Source organism: Micromonospora inyonensis (assembly GCF_900091415.1).
Taxonomy (GTDB): Bacteria; Actinomycetota; Actinomycetes; order Mycobacteriales; family Micromonosporaceae; genus Micromonospora; species Micromonospora inyonensis.
The window spans coordinates 1532661-1552280 of the sequence record NZ_FMHU01000001.1; the positions used below are offsets into that span (position 1 = coordinate 1532661).

The window sequence follows — 19620 nt, forward strand, 5'->3', positions numbered from 1 at the left end:
TATCAACTCCCGCTGGCCTCAATCCCTTGACACGTTCCGCCGGGGCTGACCCGGATCGCTCACCCCGTACCGCGCCGCCACGCCACCGCGACCTTTTTGGACCCGCTGCAGCAGACCACTGCCGCGCAATACCCCGATCCGGGCATGCACCGTCGGCTGCAGTGTGGATGTCGCCTCGGCGAGGTCTGGCTCGCTGGCGGTGATGATCCCGTTGTCGTCCATCCGGTCGATCAGGGCGTTCCACAACTGCCGCAGCTGTTCCCGCTGCGGTGTTGTGGTGGCGATGTGGTCGGCGTGCTGGTCGAACAGCGCCCGGGCCTCGCCCGGGTCGCGCAGCCATCGGCTGCCTTCGGGAGGGGCCGGCAGCGGTGCTTGCCGGGGCTGACCCGGATCGCTCACCCCGTACCGCGCCGCCCCGCGACCGTGACCTTCCTGGACCAGCTGCAGCAGAGCACTGCCGCGCAGCAATGCCCCGATCCGGCGATGCACCGTCGACTGCTGCGCGGATGTCGCCTCGGCGAGGTCTGACTCGCTGGCGGTGATGATCCCGTTGTCGTCCATCCGGTCGATCAGGGCGTTCCACAACTGCCGCAGCTGTTCCCGCTGCGGTGTTGTGGTGGCGATGCGGCCGGCGTGCTGGTCGAACAGCGCCCGGGCCTCATCCGGGTCGCGCAGCCACTGGCTGCCTTCGGGAAGGGCCGGCAGTGGTGCTTGCCGGGGCTGACCCGGATCGCTCACCCCGTACCGCGCCGCCCCGCCACCGCGACTTTCCTGGACCCGCTGCAGCAGACCACGGTCGCGCAATACCCCGATCCGGTGATGCACCGTCGGCTGCTGCGCGGATGTCGCCTCGGCGAGGTCTGACTCGCTGGCGGTGATGATCCCGTTGTCGTCCATCCGGTCGATGAGGGCGTTCCACAACTGCCGCAGCTGTTCCCGCTGCGGTGTTGTGGTGGCGATGTGGTCGGCGTGCTGGTCGAACAGCGTCCGGGCCCCGCCCGGGTCGCGCAGCCACTGGCTGCCTTCGGGAGGGGCCGGCAGTGGTGCTTGCCGGGGCTGACCCGGATCGCTCACCCCGTACCGCGCCGCCCCGCCACCGCGACCTTCCTGCACCAGCTGCAGCAGACCACGGTCGCGCAATGCCCCGATCCGGTTATGCACCGTCTGCTGCAGTGTGAATGTCGCCTCGGCGAGGTCTGACCCGCTGGCGGTGATGATCCCGTTGTCGTCCATCCGGTCGATCAGGGCGTTCCACAACTGCCGCAGCTGTTCCCGCTGCGGTGTTGTGGTGGCGATGTGGTCGGCGTGCTGGTCGAACAGCGCCCGGGCCTCATCCGGGTCGCGCAGCCACTGGCTGCCTTCGGGAGGGGCCGGCAGTGGTGCTTGCCGGGGCTGACCCGGATCGCTCACCCCGTACCGTGCCGCCACGCCACCGCGACTTTCCTGGACCCGCTGCAGCAGACCACGGTCGCGCAATACCCCGATCCGGTCATGCACCGTCGGCCGCAGTGTGAATGTCGCCTCGGCGAGGTCTGACCCGCTGGCGGTGATGATCCCGTTGTCGTCCATCCGGTCGATCAGGGCGTTCCACAACTGCCGCAGCTGTTCCCGCTGCCGCGTTGTGGTGGCGATGTGGCCGGCGTGCTGGTCGAACAGCGCCCGGGCCCCGCCCGGGTCGCGCACCCACCGGCTGCCCGCAGCGGGTTGGGGTTGGGGTTGGGGTTGGTCGGGGTGCAGCGAGGCGGGCGTGGTGGGTGGCTCGTCGGCCGGGTGATGGAGGGTGTCGCCGGCGTGAACAGTGCCGGCGTCGGTGCGGGCCACCGCCGGCCAGGACGACGCGGTGGGGGCGTCCGGGTCGTCCAACGGCCCGGGCAGCCCTGGCAGACCCGTGCCCGCCGGCGGGGCAGGTACCAGCCCGGACATCGGCGACTGAGGTGCCGGATCCTGCATGCCCGGTCCGGGCGGGAACGACTGAGTCCCTGGGAACTGGCTGGGCTGGTCGCCGTTGGGCGGCGACCATGATGTCGGGCCGGGCGGGGCCTGCGGCCGGGGCGGATCCATCGGTTGCGGCGCGGGGTCGGGTTCCGTGCCCACGGCCTCAAGCAGGTAGAGCAGATCGGCCGGGTCCACATCGAGCGAACGGGCTGCGTCCACCTCGTAGGTGGCCCAGTCGCCGAGGTTCCCGCCCTCGCCGGCCCAGTCGCCGAGGTTCCCGCCGTCGCTGGCCTGATCGTCGATGCCCGGCTGGTCGAAGTCGGTGGACATCGCCGCACCGTGCCCGTCGGTCACGCCCATGCCGGGTACCGGCCACCCCGGTTGCGCCCACCCCGCCGGCCAGGACGACGCGGTGGGGGCGTCCGGGTCGTCCAACGGCCCGGGCAGCCCTGGCAGACCCGTGCCCGCCGGCGAGGCAGGTACCAGCCCGGACATCGGCGACTGAGGTGCCGGATCCTGCATGCCCGGTCCGGGCGGGAACGACTGAGTCCCTGGGAACTGGCTGGGCTGGTCGCCGTTGGGCGGCGACCATGATGCCGGGCCGGGCGGGGCCTGCGGCCGGGGCGGATCCATCGGTTGCGGCGCGGGGTCGGGTTCCGTGCCCACGGCCTCAAACGGATAGAGCAGATCGGCCGGGCCCACAACGAGCGAACCGGCTGGGTCCACCTCGTAGGTGGCCCAGTCGCCGAGGTTCCCGCCCTCGCCGGCCCAGTCGCCGAGGTTCCCGCCCTCGCCGGCCCAGTCGCCGAGGTTCCCGCCGTCGCTGGCCTGATCGTCGATGCCCGGCTGGTCGAAGTCGGTGGACATCGCCGCACCGTGCCCGTCGGTCACGCCCATGCCGGGTACCGGCCACCCCGGTTGCGCCCACCCCGCCGGCCAGGACGACGCGGTGGGGGCGTCCGGGTCGTCCAACGGCCCGGGCAGCCCTGGCAGACCCGTGCCCGCCGGCGAGGCAGGTACCAGCCCGGACATCGGCGACTGAGGTGCCGGATCCTGCATGCCCGGTCCGGGCGGGAACGACTGAGTCCCTGGGGACTGGCTGGGCTGGTCGCCGTTGGGCGGCGACCATGATGCCGGGCCGGGCGGGGCCTGCGGCCGGGGCGGATCCATCGGTTGCGGCGCGGGGTCGGGTTCCGTGCCCACGGCCTCAAACGGATAGAGCAGATCGGCCGGGTCCACATCGAGCGAACGGGCTGGGTCCACCTCGTAGGTGGCCCAGTCGCCGAGGTTCCCGCCCTCGCCGGCCCAGTCGCCGAGGTTCCCGCCGTCGCTGGCCTGATCGTCGATGCCCGGCTGGTCGAAGTCGGTGGACATCGCCGCACCGTGCCCGTCGGTCACGCCCATGCCGGGTACCGGCCACCCCGGTTGCGCCCACCCCGCCGGCCAGGACGACGCGGTGGGGGCGTCCGGGTCGTCCAACGGCCCGGGCAGCCCTGGCAGACCCGTGCCCGCCGGCGGGGCAGGTGCAGGCCCGGACATCGGCACCGTAGCCCCGTGGTCCAGCCAGGACAGGTCCTCACCCTGCGGGCGGTCCGGTCCGAGGGCAGGGCCCGGCAGCGGTGCTTGCCGGGGCTGACCCGGATCGCTCACCCCGTACCGCGCCGCCCCGCGACCGCGACTTTCCCGGACCAGCTGCAGCAGAGCACTGCCGCGCAGCAATGCCCCGATCCGGTGATGCACCGTCGGCTGCGGTGTGGATGTCGCCTCGGCGAGGTCTGACAGGCGGGCGGTGATGATCCCGTTGTCGTCCATCCGGTCGATCAGGGCGTTCCACAACTGCCGCAGCTGTTCCCGCTGCGGTGTTGTGGTGGCGATGTGGTCGGCGTGCTGGTCGAACAGCGCCCGGGCCTCGCCCGGGTCGCGCAGCCATCGGCTGCCTTCGGGAGGGGCCGGCAGTGGTGCTTGCCGGGGCTGACCCGGATCGCTCACCCCGTACCGTGCCGCCACGCCACCGTGACTTTCCTGGACCCGCTGCAGCAGACCACGGTCGCGCAATACCCCGATCCGGCGATGCACCGTCTGCTGCAGTGTGGATGTCGCCTCGGCGAGGGCTGACTCGCTGGCGGTGATGATCCCGTTGTCGTCCATACGGTCGATGAGGGCGTTCCACAACTGCCGCAGCTGTTCCCGCTGCCGTGTTGTGGTGGCGATGTGGCCGGCGTGCTGGTCGAACAGCGCCCGGGCCTCGCCCGGGTCGCGCACCCGCCGGCTGCCCGCAGCGGGTTGGGGTTGGGGTTGGTCGGGTTGCGGCGAGGCGGGCGTGGTGGGTGGCTCGTCGGCCGGGTGATGGAGGGTGTCGCCGGCGTGAACAGTGCCGGCGTCGGTGCGGGCCACCGCCGGCCAGGACGACGCGGTGGGGGCGTCCGGGTCGTCCAACGGCCCGGGCAGCCCTGGCAGACCCGTGCCCGCCGGCGGGGCAGGTACCAGCCCGGACATCGGCGACTGAGGTGCCGGATCCTGCATGCCCGGTCCGGGCGGGAACGACTGAGTCCCTGGGAACTGGCTGGGCTGGTCGCCGTTGGGCGGCGACCATGATGTCGGGCCGGGCGGGGCCTGCGGCCGGGGCGGATCCATCGGTTGCGGCGCGGGGTCGGGTTCCGCGCCCACGGCCTCAAACGGATAGAGCAGATCGGCCGGGTCCACATCGAGCGAACCGGCTGGGTCCACCTCGTAGGTGGCCCAGTCGCCGAGGTTCCCGCCGTCGCTGGCCTGATCGTCGATGCCCGGCTGGTCGAAGTCGGTGGACATCGCCGCACCGTGCCCGTCGGTCACGCCCATGCCGGGTACCGGCCACCCCGGTTGCGCCCACCCCGCCGGCCAGGACGACGCGGTGGGGGCGTCCGGGTCGTCCAACGGCCCGGGCAGCCCTGGCAGACCCGTGCCCGCCGGCGGGGCAGGTGCAGGCCCGGACATCGGCACCGTAGCCCCGTGGTCCAGCCAGGACAGGTCCTCACCCTGCGGGCGGTCCGGTCCGAGGGCAGGGCCCGGCAGCGGTGCTTGCCGGGGCTGACCCGGATCGCTCACCCCGTACCGCGCCGCCACGCGACCGCGACTTTCCCGGACCAACTGCAGCAGAGCACTGCCGCGCAGCAATACCCCGATCCGGTGATGCACCGTCGGCTGCGGTGTGGATGTCGCCTCGGCGAGGTCTGACCCGCTGGCGGTGATGATCCCGTTGTCGTCCATCCGGTCGATGAGGGCGTTCCACAACTGCCGCAGCTGTTCCCGCTGCGGTGTTGTGGTGGCGATGTGGCCGGCGTGCTGGTCGAACAGCGCCCGGGCCTCATCCGGGTCGCGCAGCCACTGGCTGCCTTCGGGAGGGGCCGGCAGTGGTGCTTGCCGGGGCTGACCCGGATCGCTCACCCCGTACCGTGCCGCCACGCCACCGCGACTTTCCTGGACCCGCTGCAGCAGACCACGGTCGCGCAATACCCCGATCCGGTCATGCACCGTCGGCCGCAGTGTGAATGTCGCCTCGGCGAGGTCTGACCCGCTGGCGGTGATGATCCCGTTGTCGTCCATCCGGTCGATCAGGGCGTTCCACAACTGCCGCAGCTGTTCCCGCTGCCGCGTTGTGGTGGCGATGTGGCCGGCGTGCTGGTCGAACAGCGCCCGGGCCCCGCCCGGGTCGCGCACCCACCGGCTGCCCGCAGCGGGTTGGGGTTGGGGTTGGGGTTGGTCGGGGTGCAGCGAGGCGGGCGTGGTGGGTGGCTCGTCGGCCGGGTGATGGAGGGTGTCGCCGGCGTGAACAGTGCCGGCGTCGGTGCGGGCCACCGCCGGCCAGGACGACGCGGTGGGGGCGTCCGGGTCGTCCAACGGCCCGGGCAGCCCTGGCAGACCCGTGCCCGCCGGCGGGGCAGGTACCAGCCCGGACATCGGCGACTGAGGTGCCGGATCCTGCATGCCCGGTCCGGGCGGGAACGACTGAGTTCCTGGGGACTGGCTGGGCTGGTCGCCGTTGGGCGGCGACCATGATGTCGGGCCGGGCGGGGCCTGCGGCCGGGGCGGATCCATCGGTTGCGGCGCGGGGTCGGGTTCCGTGCCCACGGCCTCAAACGGATAGAGCAGATCGGCCGGGTCCACATCGAGCGAACGGGCTGGGTCCACCTCGTAGGTGGCCCAGTCGCCGAGGTTCCCGCCGTCGCTGGCCTGATCGTCGATGCCCGGCTGGTCGAAGTCGGTGGACATCGCCGCACCGTGCCCGTCGGTCACGCCCATGCCGGGTACCGGCCACCCCGGTTCCGCCCACCCCGCCGGCCAGGACGACGCGGTGGGGGCGTCCGGGTCGTCCAACGGCCCGGGCAGCCCTGGCAGACCCGTGCCCGCCGGCGGGGCAGGTACCAGCCCGGACATCGGCACCGTAGCCCCGGGGTCCAGCCAGGACAGGTCCTCACCCTGCGGGCGGTCCGGTCCGAGGGCAGGGCCCGGCAGCGGTGCTTGCCGGGGCTGACCCGGATCGCTCACCCCGTACCGCGCCGCCACGCGACCGCGACCTTCCCGGACCAGCTGCAGCAGACCACGGTCGCGCAATACCCCGATCCGGTCATGCACCGTCGGCCGCGGTGCGGATGTCGCCTCGGCGAGGTCTGACCCGCTGGCGGTGATGATCCCGTTGTCGTCCATCCGGTCGATCAGGGCGTTCCACAACTGCCGCAGCTGTTCCCGCTGCGGCGTTGTGGTGGCGATGTGGCCGGCGTGCTGGTCGAACAGCGCCCGGGCCCCGCCCGGGTCGCGCAGCCACTGGCTGCCTTCGGGAAGGGCCGGCAGTGGTGCTTGCTGGGGCTGACCCGGATCGCTCACCCCGTACCGTGCCGCCCCGCCACCGCGACTTTCCCGGACCAGCTGCAGCAGAGCACTGCCGCGCAATGCCCCGATCCGGTCATGCACCGTCGACTGCGGTGCGGATGTCGCCTCGGCGAGGTCTGACTCGCTGGCGGTGATGATCCCGTTGTCGTCCATCCGGTCGATCAGGGCGTTCCACAACTGCCGCAGCTGTTCCCGCTGCCGTGTTGTGGTGGCGATGTGGCCGGCGTGCTGGTCGAACAGCGCCCGGGCCTCGCCCGGGTCGCGCACCCACCGGCTGCCCGCAGCGGGTTGGGGTTGGGGTTGGTCGGGTTGCGGCGAGGCGGGCGTGGTGGGTGGCTCGTCGGCCGGGTGATGGAGGGTGTCGCCGGCGTGGACAGTGCCGGCGTCGGTGCGGGCCACCGCTGGAGAGGACGCGAGGGATGGCTGCCAGTCCATGTCCGGCCCCTGGTAGGTGGCCCAGTCGCCGAGGTTCCCGCCCTCGCCGGCCCAGTCGCCGAGGTTCCCGCCGTCGCTGGCCTGATCGTCGATGCCCGGTTGGTCGAAGTCGGTGGACATCGCCGCACCGTGCCCGTCGGTCACGCCCATGCCGGGTACCGGCCACCCCGGTTGCGCCCACCCCGCCGGCCAGGACGACGCGGTGGGGGCGTCCGGGTCGTCCAACGGCCCGGGCAGCCCTGGCAGACCCGTGCCCGCCGGCGGGGCAGGTACCAGCCCGGACATCGGCGACTGAGGTGCCGGATCCTGCATGCCCGGTCCGGGCGGGAACGACTGAGTCCCTGGGAACTGGCTGGGCTGGTCGCCGTTGGGCGGCGACCATGATGTCGGGCCGGGCGGGGCCTGCGGCCGGGGCGGATCCATCGGTTGCGGCGCGGGGTCGGGTTCCGTGCCCACGGCCTCAAACGGATAGAGCAGATCGGCCGGGTCCACATCGAGCGAACCGGCTGGGTCCACCTCGTAGGTGGCCCAGTCGCCGAGGTTCCCGCCCTCGCCGGCCCAGTCGCCGAGGTTCCCGCCGTCGCTGGCCTGATCGTCGATGCCCGGCTGGTCGAAGTCGGTGGACATCGCCGCACCGTGCCCGTCGGTCACGCCCATGCCGGGTACCGGCCACCCCGGTTGCGCCCACCCCGCCGGCCAGGACGACGCGGTGGGGGCGTCCGGGTCGTCCAACGGCCCGGGCAGCCCTGGCAGACCCGTGCCCGCCGGCGGGGCAGGTACCAGCCCGGACATCGGCACCGTAGCCCCGGGGTCCAGCCAGGACAGGTCCTCACCCTGCGGGCGGTCCGGTCCGAGGGCAGGGCCCGGCAGCGGTGCTTGCCGGGGCTGACCCGGATCGCTCACCCCGTACCGCGCCGCCACGCGACCGCGACCTTCCCGGACCCGCTGCAGCAGACCACGGTCGCGCAATACCCCGATCCGGGCATGCACCGTCGGCTGCGGTGCGGATGTCGCCTCGGCGAGGTCTGACCCGCTGGCGGTGATGATCCCGTTGTCGTCCATCCGGTCGATCAGGGCGTTCCACAACTGCCGCAGCTGTTCCCGCTGCGGTGTTGTGGGGGCGATGTGGTCGGCGTGCTGGTCGAACAGCGTCCGGGCCCCGCCCGGGTCGCGCAGCCACTGGCTGCCTTCGGGAGGGGCCGGCAGTGGTGCTTGCCGGGGCTGACCCGGATCGCTCACCCCGTACCGCGCCGCCCCGCCACCGCGACCTTCCTGCACCAGATGCAGCAGAGCACTGCCGCGCAGCAATGCCCCGATCCGGTCATGCACCGTCTGCCGCGGTGCGGATGTCGCCTCGGCGAGGGCTGACACGCTGGCGGTGATGATCCCGTCGCCGTCCATACGGTCGATCAGGGCGTTCCACAACTGCCGCAGCTGTTCCCGCTGCCGTGTTGTGGTGGCGATGTGGCCGGCGTGCTGGTCGAACAGCGCCCGGGCCCCGCCCGGGTCGCGCAGCCATCGGCTGCCTTCGGGAAGGGCCGGCAGCGGTGCTTGCCGGGGCTGACCCGGATCGCTCACCCCGTACCGCGCCGCCCCGCGACCGTGACCTTCCCGGACCAACTGCAGCAGAGCACTGCCGCGCAGCAATACCCCGATCCGGCGATGCACCGTCGACTGCTGCGCGGATGTCGCCTCGGCGAGGTCTGACTCGCTGGCGGTGATGATCCCGTTGTCGTCCATCCGGTCGATCAGGGCGTTCCACAACTGCCGCAGCTGTTCCCGCTGCGGTGTTGTGGGGGCGATGTGGCCGGCGTGCTGGTCGAACAGCGCCCGGGCCTCATCCGGGTCGCGCAGCCACTGGCTGCCTTCGGGAAGGGCCGGCAGTGGTGCTTGCCGGGGCTGACCCGGATCGCTCACCCCGTACCGTGCCGCCACGCCACCGCGACCTTCCTGCACCAGCTGCAGCAGACCACGGTCGCGCAATACCCCGATCCGGTGATGCACCGTCGGCTGCGGTGCGGATGTCGCCTCGGCGAGGTCTGGCTCGCTGGCGGTGATGATCCCGTTGTCGTCCATCCGGTCGATCAGCGTGTTCCACAACTGCCGCAGCTGTTCCCGCTGCCGTGTTGTGGTGGCGATGTGGCCGGCGTGCTGGTCGAACAGCGCCCGGGCCTCGCCCGGGTCGCGCACCCGCCGGCTGCCCGCAGCGGGTTGGGGTTGGGGTTGGGGTTGGGGTTGGGGTTGGTCGGGTTGCGGCGAGGCGGGCGTGGTGGGTGGCTCGTCGGCCGGGTGATGGAGGGTGTCGCCGGCGTGGACAGTGCCGGCGTCGGTGCGGGCCACCGCTGGGGAGGGTGCGAGGGATGGTTGCCAGTCCATGTCCGGCCCCTGGTAGGTGGCCCAGTCGCCGGGGTTCCCGCCGTCTCCGGCCCAGTCGCCGAGGTTCCCGCCGTCGCTGGCCTGATTGTCGATGCTCGGCTGGTCGAAGTCGGTGGACATCGCCGCACCGTGCCCGTCGGTCACGCCCATGCCGGGTACCGGCCACCCCGGTTCCGCCCACCCCGCCGGCCAGGACGACGCGGTGGGGGCGTACGGGTCGTCCAACGGCCCGGGCAGCCCTGGCAGACCCGTGCCCGCCAGCGGGGCAGGTACCAGCCCGGACATCGGCAACATACCCCAGTCGTCCAGCCAGGACAGGTCCTCACCCTGCGGGCGGTCCGGTCCGAGGGCAGGGCCCGGCACCGGCAACTGCGCCCCTGGATCCCGCGACGGGCCCCACACCCACTGGGCAGCGGACACCGGGCCAGGACCAGACGGGTCGCCGCCTTCCGCTGGATCGGGCGACTGCCCGCCTGAGGTGTTACCGGCCCACCGGTGCCGACCGCCAGCGGCGACGAAGTCCTCCTGATCCGGCCAGCGCACGCCGGGTTCCTGACCGTTCTCGACGATGTCCGCAGTCCGTACCGCCTCCACCAGATCCGGCCCGAACAACTCCACCGAACCATCCGAGAACAACACCGACCGCACCGGCTCGTCCCCGTGTGGCCGCAGCTCGCCGGGTATCTGGTCCACCTCGTGCGTGGACGACATCAGCCGCCGGGCACGGAGCTGGGTGCGCAACCATTCACCGAAGGAGGTGGCCTGCCCCGGTCCCCGCCATGCCGCGTCGCACCAGACCAGCAAGATATCGGGTATGCCGCCGCCGCGCTGTCGCGCCTGCGCGACGGCGTGTTGCCAGGCGGGCGAGGCGGTGATCATCCGGAGGAACAAGGCCTGACGCACCGGATCGTCGGCCAGCCGCTCGGCCAGGTTCCGGTGCCCGGCGATGGTGAACCATCCCTCCACCGACGGCAGCGCCTGCGCCGCCGTGCGATCCGCCGCCGCGTCCAGATCCGCCACCACCGGGTCGGCGAAGTACACACCGCTGAACGTGTCCGCCATGACGACATCCCTGGACACCTCGAACAGCCGCGGCAGGACCCCGTCCGGCGACGCCGCCTGGATACCGAGGTCCGCAGCGAGCCGGCGCAGCTGAGCGTCGCTGGCACGGCCGTAGCCGCCGCTGGCGAGATCGTGGATTCGTTCCACGGCCGGCCCAGTCGCCGCGACGGCCCGCTCGCCGAGACCGCCAGAGCCGGCACTGATCGACTCGTCCAGCAACGACACACCACTGATCGAACCCGAGTCCCTGAAACCGGTCGAATCCGTGTCCCGGGAGCCGAGATCGGGGCTGAACACTCCACCGCTTGCCACAGACACGTCACTGACCGACGCCGTATCACCGACGCTGACGACGTCGACGATCGACATGCCACCGACACGGGAGCTGACACCACCCGGCACCGTACCGAGGGCCCCGACCACATCCGCCGTCCCGGGCGTCACGCTCCCGCCGGCCGACACGAGCACCTTGTGGTACCCGTCCACCCACTCCCGCTGGAACGAGGTGACCAACGCCGCATGACCGGCCGGATCGACACCGTACCGGCGGGCCAACGCGGTGAACTGGGCCTGCGCCAGACCAGCCGCCGCCGCGGTGTGCCGCTCGGACATCACCGGCACCGCCGGCCCGCCGACACGCCCGCCTTCCTCGACATCGACCGTAGCCACACCGGCGGCCGCCCCGGTGACACCGGGGACCGTCACGGCCGAGAAACGGGCGGACAGGTCGGTAACCGCCTGCCGGACCACCCCCGCCACGGCACTGACCTGCCCGGCGTCGGGACCCGCCACCACACCCGGCAGCACGGCAGGGGCACCGAGGATCACATCGACCCCACGGCCCACCTGGCTCCACACGCCGCCCTCGACCGCCCTGAGCACGCCAGCGGACGGCACCACCGCCCCAGCGCCTGTCGGCGTGCCGGGGCCTGTGGGTAGGCCGGCGGCGAGGTACTGGTCGATGTGGTGTTGAACGGCCAGGTGCGCGAGCGAGCGCAGCGCCTGCCGGTCGAACTCCGCCGGCAGCCCGGCGATCACCTGCCGCGCCCGCACCTCGGCCGGGATCCGCCCACCGGAGAACGCCAACGCCTCGACCACCCGGGCCACCGCCCGCTGCCGGACACCCGTCAGATACCCCTCGGTCAACGCGGCAGCGGGCAGACCGACCGCGGACAGGAAAGCCGCAACAGCCCGATCACCCCGCCGGGCGTCGACCCACCCGGCGAACACCCGCTCAACCGACACGGGAAGCGCGGCCAGGAACTGCCGCGCCTGCCCCATCCCGGCCAGCAGTCCACCATAGTGGTCCACCAGTTCCCGCTGGAACCGCTGCCACTGCTCCACCACCAGCGCACCAGCGACCGCTACCCACTCCGGCACCGGCACCAGCGGCACCGAGAAGCTCGGCACGGACCACGACGGCACCGGCAGGTCCGGCACCGACCACGACCGCACCGGCATCGGTTCAGGCGCCGCAGGCGCCGGTGGCGACAGCGACGGTGCCGACACCAGCGGGACGGGCACCGGGGCCTGCCCGCCAGAGCCCGCACCCGCCGGATCGTCGACCTCCGGCTGATACGTGGACGGTGCCGGAGTGACCGGAGCGACCGGCCTGCCGTCGGCGGTGAAACCGGTACCGGCGGGCATGTTCCACCGGGGCCGGGTCGGATTGAACCCCAAACCGACAGCCACGCGACGCGCAGCGGCCCCGGCCCCGGACGCGCCCAACTCACCCGACCCCGACAACGCCCCGGAAATCACGGCCATACCGAGACCACCGGGGTCGTAGGTCCCGTCGACGATGTAGCTGGCGGCGACGTCGCCGACCACCTCCAGGCCGACCTCCGACACCGGCACCATCAACAGGCTGGTCAACAGGTCACGCGTGGCATCCGACACTTCGAACTTCGCCAGACCACCACCCACGACCCCGGCGAACCGGCCCAACGCCGGCCCGGCCGCCGTGGTCACACCCGCCACCGCCAACCCGTACAACGCCTGCTTACCGACCTGCCCCCAGTCGACCCCCGGCACCAGACCATCAGCCAACATGCTGATCTGCGCCAACAACGACGACCCCGGCATGAACAACATCTGGATCGCCGTGCTGCTCGCCGCCGCCCGCACCATCGACGACCGCAGGATCGTCTGGATGATCGTCCGAACCTTCACGATGTGCGCCGCCGCCTCCACCGGCAGGACAAACGCCATCGCGAACGCGACCGCCAACTCCGTCATCATGAAGACGAACATGACCAGCGCCTGACGATCCGTCAGCTCCATCTGGTTCAGGAAGCCCCGCATCGCCTGAGCCACGCCGACCTTCACATCGGCGACCCCGTCCAACAACTCCACGAACGGAGCCGTCTGCGCCACGAACCGGTCGAAGACCTCACCCTCCCCCGCCGCCCCAACCACCTTGATCACCTGGATCAGCTCCGGAACCAACAGGGTCCGCACCCGATCCGCCAGCACCTCCAACGCGTTCAGGTCATACGCCAACACCGGCAGATTCGACCGGTGCAACCGCATCCCGGTGAACGCCTCCAACGCCCGCTTCGACGACTCACTGAGACCCACGGAAGGAACCGCAGCCTCAGCCACCGCCAACGCCCCCTCCCCACCCCCACCAAGGGGCACTCAATGCCAATCACCCAGCAGCGCACCAACGCCTCGGCCGTCGGCCATCTCGTTCCCACGCGAAGCAGCCCCGCGCACCGCCACTCATGTCCGCAACCAGCTCGGAACCGATGGCCTCCGTTTCACCCAGACACAACGACAGAGGCCCACCGCCTCGCCCTGAAATCCAGGGCCGCACACACCTCGACCAACAGCTCCTCATCACTCAACGCGCTCATCCCACCACCCCCCCGTTACCCCACGACTGAATCCTGGCAGTGGGTTCACCACCCGGGACTGCGTAGGATTTCGGCCCTGTCTCACATTCGGTGGTGACGGAGAGTCGTGAGGGTCGTCGACACTGGCGTGAAGGATGTCGATGAGCTTGCGCGGACGGTGTTTTCGGGTCTTTCTCCGCTGGTCGTAGCGGACGTGGCCGACGAGGGCGAGCGGATCGTGGTGCGGGCCCCGACGCCGCAGGACACCGCGGTCTGCCCGACGTGCGGGGCCTCGTCGGAACGGGTCCACGGCTATCACTGGCGGACGGTGGCCGACGTTCCGGTCGACGGGCGTCGGGTGGTGGTCCGCGTGCGGGTGCGGCGTCTGGTGTGCCCGACGCGCGGCTGCCGCCACACCTTCCGCGAACAGGTTCCCGGGGTGCTGGAGCGATACCAGCGACGCACGGCCCGCCTGTCCCGGCACGTCAAGGCCGCGGTCAAGGAGTTAGCGGGCCGGGCAGGAGCCCGTCTGCTGGCGACACTCGCCATGGGTCTGTCCCGTCACACGGCCCTGCGCGCCCTGCTACGCATCCCGTTGCCCACCGGGCGGACACCCCGCGTGATCAGCGTGGACGATTTCGCTCTGCGCCGGCGGCACCGCTACGCCACCGTGCTGATCGACGCCGAAACACGAGCGGATCGACGTGCTGCCCGACCGCACCGCCCACACCCTCGAAGCGTGGCTACGCGAACATCCGGGCGTGCAGGTCGTGTGCCGTGACGGCCCCGCCACCTATGCCAAGGCCATCCGCCGCGCCCTGCCCGACGCGGTGCAGGTCGCCGACCGGTGGCACCTGTGGCACAACCTGTGCGAAGCCGCCCTGAGCGAGGTGAAGGCACACAGCACCTGCTGGGCCGCCGTGCTGGACGCGCCCCTGTATGACGGGCCCCGCGCGCGGACGACCCTGCAACGCTGGCACCAGGTCCATGACCTGCTCGACCAGGGCGTGGGCCTGCTGGAGTGCGCCCGCCGCCTGCAGCTGGCCCTGAACACCGTCAAACGCTACGCGCGCACCGACCGGCCCCAGCGGATGCTCCGCGTCCCCAAGTACCGGGCCAGCCTCGTCGACCCCCACCGCGAACACCTGCGCAAACGCCGAGCCGAAGACCCCGGCGTCCCCGTCAAGCACCTCTTCGAAGAGATCAAGGCCCTCGGCTACACCGGCTGCCTGAACCTCCTGCACAAGTACATCAACCAAGGCACCCTCGTACGCGTCGACGAGGTCGCCGAGCGGATCCCCACCGCCGAGTGGCAGCTGCACAGTTGCCGGCCGGGAGCGAAAGGACCCCGCGACTACCTGTGGGCCTGGATCACCACCGCCACCCGGCCCGGTGAGCACCGCTGGCTACTCATCCGCCGCAACCGCACCACCGGTGAGCTGGCCTTCTACCTGTGCTGGTCACCCCGACCGGTACCACTGCACACCCTCGTGACCGTGGCCGGCTCCCGCTGGAGCATCGAAGAACTGTTCCAAACCGGCAAAGACCAGGTCGGCCTGAACCAATACCAGGTCCGCGGCTGGACCGGCTAAGAGGTCGCGCGGAATGGTGGGTTGATCGGCGCGCCTGAACGGATGCAGACACAGAACTGGTGATCATGAAGTTGCTGACGCTCCGTGATCACGGGAGGTTCTGTGCCTGCCATCCCAGCATGGCTGATCGAGCCGTTGTGGGTCCAGTTCGCCGCGCTGCTCCCCGATCGGCCGACCTACCAACCGACACATCCGCTGGGCTGTCACCGCAAGCGGATCGATGACCGCATCGTGTTCGACAAGCTGGTCCAGGTGTTGCGGTTCGGCTGCGCCTACGAGGCGATCGCCGATGCCACCTGTTCGGCCACCACGATCCGCGGCCGCCGTGACGAGTGGATAGAGCTTGGGGTGTTCGCCCAGCTCAAACAGATCGCCCTGGACGCCTACGACCGGCTCGTCGGCCTGGTCCTCGACGACATCGCCGTGGACGGCTGCATCACCAAGGCTCCCGGCGGCGGCGAGGCCGCCGGACGCTCACCGGTCGACCGGGGCAAGCAGGGCATGAAACGCTCGTTGATGGTCGACGGCTACGGCATCCCCCTCGGCCGGGTCCTGGCCGGCGCGAACCGACACGACTCACCCCTGCTCGGCCCCACCCTCGACCACCTCGACGACCTCGGCCCACTACCCCAGGCCATCACGGTGCACCTCGACGCCGGATACGACTCCCAGGTCACCCGCGCCCTGCTGGCCGAGCGCGGCCTGACCGGTGAGATCGCCCACAAGGGCGACAAGGCGCCCATCCAGGCGAGCCAACGGTGGCACGTCGAACGGACGAACAGCTGGCACAACGCGTTCAACCGGCTGCAACGCTGCTACGAACGAACAGAGAAGGTCATCGACGCCTTCTTCGACCTCGCCGACGCGATCATCACCGTCCGCAGCCTCATCCGGCGTGCATGGACCCTCTACCGGTGGAACAACCGACCCGCCCGCCGCCGATGATCAACAACCATTCCGCGCGACCTCTAACACCGGTCCATCACCCTGGCCATGCTCGCCCTGGCCGTCCTGACCATCCTCACCGCTCAACAGCCCGACGCCGACCCGAAGATCATCGCGTTGACCGTCGCCGAGATCCGCCGGCTCCTGAACGCCCTCGTCCTCACCCGGCCGCTTCCACCAGAACACACCCTGCACTGGTCGATATGGCGACGAACATCCCAAGCCCGAGCCCGACGATCCCACTACCAGCGCAGACTCAGTCACCAAGCCAGCCGAAGGATCAAGTGACGTTGGAGTACTAACGTGGAAGCTCACAACGCGCCGTCGTTGCCGTCCCCTCGGGTCGCGTCGACTGCGCCTCGCGCCGGGAGGACAGATGGGCAGGGACGTCGCGCAGGGCGCCTTCTCCCGAGAGGACCGGGTCCGCTATCGGCAGAAGGTCCGACGGTGTCTGGACGTGTTCGCGCTGATGCTCGACGACTTCGGCTTCGACGCGGACCGTCCGATGACCGGACTGGAGATCGAACTCAACCTGGTCGACCCCGCGGCCGAGCCGGCGATGCGGAACGACGAGATCCTCGCCGCCATCGCCGACCCGCTGTTCCAGACCGAACTGGGGCGGTTCAACCTCGAACTCAACGCCAACCCCCGGTTGATCGGCGGCCGGGGCTTTTCCGAGTACGAGGAGGACCTGCGCGGCAGCCTGAGCCGGGCCGGCGAGCGGGCCGCGCGGTCCGACGCCACCATCGTCATGGTCGGTATCCTGCCGACCCTGACCGAGCGGCACCTGGTGGCCGACAACCTCTCCACCAACCAGCGCTACCGGGTGCTCAACGACCAGATCGTGGGGGCCCGGGGCGAGGATATCGAACTCGACATCCGGGGCGTGGAGCTGCTGCAGACGCACACCGACTCGATCGCCCCCGAGGCGGCCTGTACCAGCCTCCAGTTCCACCTCCAGGTCGCCCCGGACAGCTTCGCCGACTACTGGAACGCCTCCCAGGCCATCGCCGGGGTGCAGGTCGCGGTCGGGGCCAACTCGCCGTACCTCTATGGCCGGCAGCTCTGGGCCGAGACCCGGATCGCCCTCTTCGAGCAGGCCACCGACACCCGGCCGGACGAACTGAAGGCTCAGGGGGTACGCCCCCGGGTGTGGTTCGGCGAACGGTGGGTGACCTCGATCTTCGACCTGTTCGAGGAGAACGTCCGGTACTTCCCGCCGCTGCTGCCGATCTGCGACGACGAGGACCCGGTCGACGTGCTGCACGCCGGTGGGGTCCCCGAGTTGAGCGAGCTACGGCTGCACAACGGCACCGTCTACCGCTGGAACCGGCCGGTCTACGACATCATGGCCGGCCGCCCCCACCTGCGGGTCGAGAACCGGGTGCTGCCCGCCGGACCCACGGTGGTGGACATGCTGGCCAACGCCGCCTTCTACTTCGGGCTCGCCCGTGGCCTCGCCGAGTCCGACCGTCCCATCTGGAGCCAGCTCACCTTCAGCTCCGCCGAGGAGAACTTCCACGTCGCCGCCCGGCGCGGCCTGGGTGCGGTGCTGCACTGGCCCCGGCTGGGCGACGTGCCGGTGAGCCAGCTGGTGCTCGACGTGCTGCTGCCGAAGGCGGCGACCGGGCTGGACCGGTTCGGCGTCGACCCGGCGGAGCGCGACCGTCTGCTCGGCATCATCGAGCAGCGCTGCCGCACCGGCCGTAACGGTGCGGTCTGGCAGACCGAGACGGTCTGGGCGGCGGAGCGGCACCGGGGCATGGACCGCGACGCGGCACTGCACCACATGGTGCGGCGCTACGCCGAGCTGCAACGCACCAACGAACCGGTGCACACCTGGCCGGTGGACTGAGGTCGTCGGTCAGTCGCGGGGCCGCCGGGTCGCGGCGCGGCCTCGCGGACGAGGCTGCGGAGCCGGCTCGGCGGTGGGCGGAGTTCCGGGCACGTCGTCCGTCACCACCCGGTCCGGCTCGGCGGCGGAGCGGCCGGTGGTGGGGTACCCGGGCCGTCCGGGGCGTCGGTCGGTCCGGCCGTCCCGAGGCTCGACGTGCCGGCGGGCGGCTCCTCGCGACGCGGCCGGGGAACTCTCGACGTGGACCTGGCGGCACGACGGCGTGCCGTGCCGGTGTCGGCGGTGCCGGTGCCGGTGTCGGTGTCGGTGTCGGTGTCGACAGTGCCGGCGGTGGTGGCGGTGCCGGCCGGACCGGCGGAGTTACCGGCGTCGGCATCCCGACCGGGGTCGGCGACCGGACCCCGGCCGACGCCAGGGAGGACGGGGTCGGTGCCGGTCGGGTCCGGGCCGGTGGGCCCGGCCGGAGACGACGCGGCGGCATCGGTCGTACCGACCCCGACCGAGGTCGGGTCGGCGTCGCCCGTCGCGGTGTCGCCCTCGGGGCCGATCGCGCCGACGCTGGTACCAGCACCGGCGGTCGCCTCGTCCCGTCGCTGGGCCAGGGCGGCGACCAGGACCGAGCCGGCGACACCGGTGACCACCGCGTACGCGGCGACGAGCTGTGCGGAGAGTTGCTCGGCGCCGATCCCGGGCAGCCGGGGCGCGGTCAGCAGACAGGCGACGGCGACCAGGAACGGCCCCGCCGCCCCGGAGGCCGCCGCCCCGACCCGTCGGTACGTCGACCGGGCGGCCCGGCGTGCCGTGAGCGCGCCGATGACCAGGGCGGAGCCGAGCGACAGCACCGCCGCCAGCCAGGAGAGGTGGTCACCGAGCCGGATCCCCGGACGGTCGGCGAGCTGCCAGAACCCGAGCTGGGCGCTGGTCATGCCGCGACCTACGAGCACCCCGTCGACGACCGCGGCCACCGCGAGCGCCCAGAGCCAGCCGACGCTGGCGACGATGTTGGCCGCGGCCGGGGGCGAGCGTTGGGCCCAGATCGCGACGAGGAAGCCGACCAACAGGCCCGCCCCGGCGTACGCGGCGGCCATGGTCTGCGGGGCGGCGGTGTCGGTGGGAGCGGCCACGCGGGCCGGCACCGCCACGAGCAGTACGGCCACCAGCGCGCCGAACGTCGCCCCCAGGGCGGCCGGGATCCCGCTCGGACGGCTCCGGGAGTGGGCCCCTCCGGTGGACCGCCGGGCCAGGCGCTGCGCCCCCACCGCCCCGGCGATGGTCGAGGTGGCCGCGATCCAGGTGGCCCAGCCCAGGCTCGTCGCCCAGAGCGTGTCGGGCGAGCCGCCGGCCCCCGGGTCCGGGGGTGTCCAGCTGATGATGCCCAGCCCGTAGCCGAAGCCGAGTTGGGTGGCACCCGCTCCGGCGGCGATGCCGACCGCGGTCGCCAGCGCTCCTCCCCAGCCCCGTACGGCCATGCCGGGCAGCGTTCCCGCGGCCCATCGGGCGACCTGGTGGTACGGGGACGGGCGGGCAGGTCGGCCGGGGGAACCGCCGATCGCCCCACGGTCACGGCACGTCATCCGGACGACAGGGCGGGCGGTGCCGACCTTTCGCGACGGACAGCCGTTATCTGGGTAGTTCGGAGTGTTGCGGGCCGGATGGCAGCCCGGTCGGGAAGGACGTGCCGTGAGCGACGATCGCCAGGAGCCGTGGACCGGAGGGG

Annotated in this window: 4 protein-coding genes and 2 pseudogenes; 4 read left to right on the top strand and 2 right to left on the bottom strand. The window is 71.9% G+C overall.

What is annotated here, in order from left to right:
* Nucleotides 1-18: 18 nt before the first annotated feature.
* Nucleotides 19-13254, bottom strand: coding sequence for a hypothetical protein (locus GA0074694_RS06980; RefSeq protein ID WP_091454202.1), 13236 nt, complete (start codon nt 13252-13254; stop codon nt 19-21).
* A 405-nt stretch (nt 13255-13659) separates the two neighbouring features.
* Here GA0074694_RS06980 and GA0074694_RS06985 point away from each other — a divergent pair.
* The 4 genes and pseudogenes from GA0074694_RS06985 to GA0074694_RS06995 form a co-directional block, all read left to right on the top strand.
* A pseudogene (locus tag GA0074694_RS06985) lies at nt 13660-14773 on the top strand (ISL3 family transposase); the annotation flags it as partial.
* A gap of 432 nt (nt 14774-15205) precedes the next feature.
* Entirely contained in the window at nt 15206-16048 is an 843-nt protein-coding gene (locus GA0074694_RS06990) for an IS5 family transposase (protein ID WP_091453604.1), read from the top strand.
* Nucleotides 16049-16075: 27 nt separating this feature from the next.
* Nucleotides 16076-16336 (top strand): annotated as a pseudogene (locus GA0074694_RS30755) (IS701 family transposase); the annotation flags it as partial.
* A gap of 88 nt (nt 16337-16424) precedes the next feature.
* Complete coding sequence (locus GA0074694_RS06995; RefSeq protein WP_091454205.1) at nt 16425-17903, top strand: glutamate-cysteine ligase family protein; 1479 nt, start codon at nt 16425-16427, stop codon at nt 17901-17903.
* A 101-nt stretch (nt 17904-18004) separates the two neighbouring features.
* Here the strand turns inward: GA0074694_RS06995 and GA0074694_RS07000 are convergent, their stop codons facing one another.
* The gene (locus GA0074694_RS07000) at nt 18005-19372 is read right to left on the bottom strand and encodes a hypothetical protein (RefSeq protein ID WP_245714575.1); all 1368 of its coding nucleotides are present in this window, start codon (nt 19370-19372) and stop codon (nt 18005-18007) included.
* Nucleotides 19373-19620: the final 248 nt, after the last annotated feature.